Below are 3,694 nucleotides of genomic sequence, written 5' to 3'. Positions count from 1 at the left end.
AACTGCCGTCAGCGGAACTGCGGTCAGCGGAACTGCGGTCAGCGGAACTGCGGTCAGCGGAACTGCGGTCAGCGGAACTGCGGTCAGCGGAACTGCGGTCAGCGGAACTGCGGTCAGCGGAACTGGTGGAAGAACTCGCGGATGTCGGTGACCAGCAGGTCCGGTTGTTCCATGGCCGGGAAGTGGCCGCCGCGGTCGTACTCCGTCCAGCGCACGATGTTGTTCGTCCGTTCGGCGATGTGCCGCAGCGGGATGAAGTTGTCGTGCGGGAACACCGCCAGTGCGGTCGGCGTGGCCGAGGGCTCCGGCGCTGCCGCGTGCGCCGCGTGGGCGCGTTCGTAGTAGATCCGGGCCGACGAACCCGCCGTGCCGGTCAGCCAGTAGAGCATCACGTTCGTCAGCAGCTGGTCACGCCCGATCGGGGAGCGCGGGTCCGCCCACTCCGTGAACTTCTCCGCGATCCAGGCCAGCTGGCCGACGGGGGAGTCGGTCAGCCCGTACGCCAGCGTCTGCGGCCGCGTCGACTGGATGTCCGCGTAACCCTGGCGCTCCCGCGCCCACACCTGCGCGCGCTCCCACGACGCGACCTCGCGCGAGGTCGCGGACGGGCCCGGCTCCGTCGTCGCGTGCGCGCCCGGCAGCAGGTTCAGGTGCACGCCGACGACCGCGTCCGGGTTGGTGCGGCCCAGCTCGCGCGAGATCGCCGCGCCCCAGTCGCCGCCCTGCGCGCCGTAGCGCGGGTAGCCCAGCCGCCGCATCAGCTCGGCGAAGGCCGCGGCCACCCGGCGGTGGTCCCACCCCGGCGACCGCGTCGGCCCCGACAGGCCGAAACCCGGGATGTGCGGCAGCACCAGGTCGAAGCCGGCCGAGGTCAGCGGCCCGGCGATCCGGGTGAACTCCGCGATCGACCCCGGCCAGCCGTGGGTGACGATCAGCGGCAGCGCGTCCGGCACCGCCGAGCGGAGGTGGGCGAAATGGATGGTGGCCCCGTCGATCGTCGTCGTGAACTGCGGCCACTCGTTGAGCTGGGCTTCCGCGGCGCGCCAGTCGTATTCGTGCCGCCAGTGGGCCACCAGCTCGCGCAGGTAGGAGGTGGGCACGCCATAGGCCCAACCGACCCCGGGCAGCTCGTCCGGCCACCGGGTGCGGTCCAGGCGCGAGTGCAGGTCGTCGAGCGAGTCCTGAGGCACGTGCAGGTGGAACGGCGAGATCACGCCGACCGACGCTACCCGCTGCGCAGGCGGTGCAGCCGCAGTGCCAGTTGGACCTCCAGCGCCCGTTCGGGCTGTTGCCAGTCCGTGCCGATCAGCTGGCCCACCCGCTCCAGGCGCTGCGTGACCGTGTTGACGTGCACGTGCAGCAGTTCCGCCGCCTTCGCCAGGCCGCCGCCCACGCCGAAGTAGGCCTCCAGCGTGCGGACCAGGGCCGTGCCCCGCCGCGTGTCGTAGTCCACCACCGGGCCGATCGCCGCCGCGATGAAGCGGCCCACCTCGTTCGAGCCCGCCGCGCCCGTCGTGCCCAGCAGCAAGCCCACGAAGCCCAGTTCCGCCGCCCCCGCGCCCTCGCCGACGCGACCCAGCGCGGTCAGCGCCGACAGGCACCGGTCCGCCTCCGCGAACGCCGCGCCGAGGGAAGCGGGACCGGACGACGGGCCGCCGGCGCCGGCGGTCATCGGCCGCCCCGACACCCGCGCCGCGTCCTTCGCGACCAGTCGCGCCGCCGCGCCGGGATCCGTTCCGGGCAGCATCAGCAGCACCCGGCCGTCCCGGGCCGCCGCCAGACCGCCGCGCGACAGCGCGTACGACGTCGCCCACGACAGCACCCGCTGCCGCCCCGCCGTGTCGTCGCCGACCGCGACCAGCACCTGCGGCGCGTCCAGGTCGACGCCCAGCCGCCGGGCTCGCGACCGCAGCGACTCCGCGTCGCGGACCGGCCGCGAGACCAGCTCGTCCAGCAGCTCACCGCGGACCCGGCCCTCGGCCTCGGCCACCGTGCGCCGGAACAACAGGAGCAACGCGGTGACCAGCGCCGCCCGCTCCAGGATCCGCTGGTCCGCGTCGACCAGCTCAGCGGTCGGCCGCAACACCAGCGCGCCGAGATCCTCGGTGCCCGCGACCACCGCGGCATACCAGCTGTCACCGCGCCGGACCGAGCGCCGCTCGGCACGGGAGGCCGCCACCGCCTCGGCGAGGGAGGTCCGGTCCGGCTCCTCCAGCGCACCCACCCGGGCCAGCTCGCGGCCGTCGGCGTCCAGAGCCAGCAGCGCACCCCCGAGGACGTCCGTCACGGCGGCCACCACGTCCTCGACGCCGCCGCCGCGCAGCACTAGCGCCGTCATCCGGTCGTGGGCCGACGCCGCCCGCTCCACCGAGCTGCTGTGCGCCCGGATCGTCTCGTTCGCCAGCGACAGCTCCGCCAGCGCCACCCGCGTCTCCGTCAGCAGCCGCGCCGTGTCCAGCGCCACCGCCGCGTGCGCGGCCAGCGAGCCGAGCAGCGCCACCTCCTCCCGGGCGAACGGCCGCGCCGAGCGGTTGGCGGCATACAGCACACCCAGGGACGACGAGCCGAGCCGCAGGGGTACGCCGAGGATGGCGACCAGCCCCTCCTCACGTACGCCGGCATCGATCTCTCCGGTGTGCCGGAACCGCTCGTCGACGTGGTAGTCGGCGGTCACGTAGGGCGTCCCGGTCTGCGCGACCAGGCCGCCGAGGCCCGCGCCGAGGGGCAGCCGCAGCCGCTGGAAGCGGGCCGACACCGAGCCGTCCGTCACCCGCATGTAGATGTCGCCGCGGTCGTCGTCGTTGAGCGTCAGATAGGCCACGTCCGCGCCGAGCAGGGTCCGGGCCCGGTGCACGATCGCCCGCAGCACGTCGTCGACGTCGCGCAGGCCGGCGAGGTCGGCCGCGGTGTCCACCAGGCCGGAGAGCTCCACCTCGCGCTGGCGCCGGCGCTCGAGCAGGGAACGCACCCGCAGCGCGGCCACCTTCGCCCGCTCCAGCTCGGCCACCTGGTCCGGCGGCAGGCCGGCGGCCCGGGCGGCCAGCAGCGGACCCTCGAACTCGACCGCCGCGGCCTCCCGCGCCAGCAGTTCGAGAAACTCTCCAGTCATGGCACTCAGCTTGCCGTCCACCCTCCGTCCATGGCGATCGAGGCCCCGGTGATGAAGGATGCCGCCGGCGTGCACAGGTACGCCAGCAGCTCCGCCACCTCGGCCGGCTCGACCAGGCGCTTGAGCGCCGACCGGGCCAGCAGGATCGTCGACAGCACCTCGGACTCGGGGATGCCGTGGGTCCGTGCCTGGTCCGCGATCTGTCCCTCGACCAGCGGCGTACGCACGTACCCGGGATTGATGCAGTTCGCGGTGACCCCGTGCGGCGCGCCCTCCAGCGCGATGACCTTGGACAGGCCCTCGACGCCGTGCTTCGCGGTCACATAGGCCGACTTGTACGCGGACGCGCGCAGGCCGTGCACCGACGAGATCGTGACGACCCGGCCCCAGCCCCGCGCGTACATGTGCGGCAGCGCGCGCCGGACCAGCCGGAACGGCGCCTCGACCATGACCCGCTGCAGCGCCGCGAAGGTGTCCGGCGGGAACTCCGGCAGGGGAGCGACGTGCTGGAAGCCCGCGTTGTTGACCAGCACGTCCACGGCGGCGTCGACCCGCTCGACCGCGTCCGGGTCGGTCAGGTCGTGC

At 74.1% G+C, this 3,694-nt stretch carries 3 protein-coding genes and 1 pseudogene; 1 reads left to right on the top strand and 3 read right to left on the bottom strand.

Annotation, left to right across the window (positions count from 1 at the left end; genetic code table 11):
• Positions 1–72: pseudogene (locus AB0H87_RS39420) on the top strand (hypothetical protein); the annotation flags it as partial.
• 41 nt (positions 73–113) lie between these two features.
• Here the strand turns inward: AB0H87_RS39420 and AB0H87_RS39415 are convergent.
• The 3 genes from AB0H87_RS39415 to AB0H87_RS39405 all read right to left on the bottom strand — a co-directional run.
• A complete protein-coding gene (locus AB0H87_RS39415) occupies positions 114–1,211 on the bottom strand; it encodes an epoxide hydrolase family protein (RefSeq protein ID WP_360158190.1) in 1,098 nt (365 codons plus the stop codon).
• A 14-nt stretch (positions 1,212–1,225) separates the two neighbouring features.
• Positions 1,226–3,109, bottom strand: a complete 1,884-nt coding sequence (locus tag AB0H87_RS39410) for a helix-turn-helix domain-containing protein (RefSeq protein WP_360158187.1) — start codon at positions 3,107–3,109, stop codon at positions 1,226–1,228.
• A gap of 5 nt (positions 3,110–3,114) precedes the next feature.
• Positions 3,115–3,694 (bottom strand): SDR family oxidoreductase (locus AB0H87_RS39405; RefSeq protein WP_360158184.1); only part of this gene is annotated, 580 nt, incomplete at its 5' end.

Origin of the sequence: Asanoa sp. NPDC050611, assembly GCF_040654855.1 — a bacterium.
Lineage (GTDB): Bacteria > Actinomycetota > Actinomycetes > Mycobacteriales > Micromonosporaceae > Asanoa.
This window is presented reverse-complemented; position numbering and strand designations above follow the sequence as displayed.

Bases quoted from the DNA above. Each gene is read 5' to 3' on its own strand.
- AB0H87_RS39410 (WP_360158187.1), bottom strand. From the start codon at position 3,109: ATGACTGGAGAGTTTCTCGAACTGCTGGCGCGGGAGGCCGCGGCGGTC.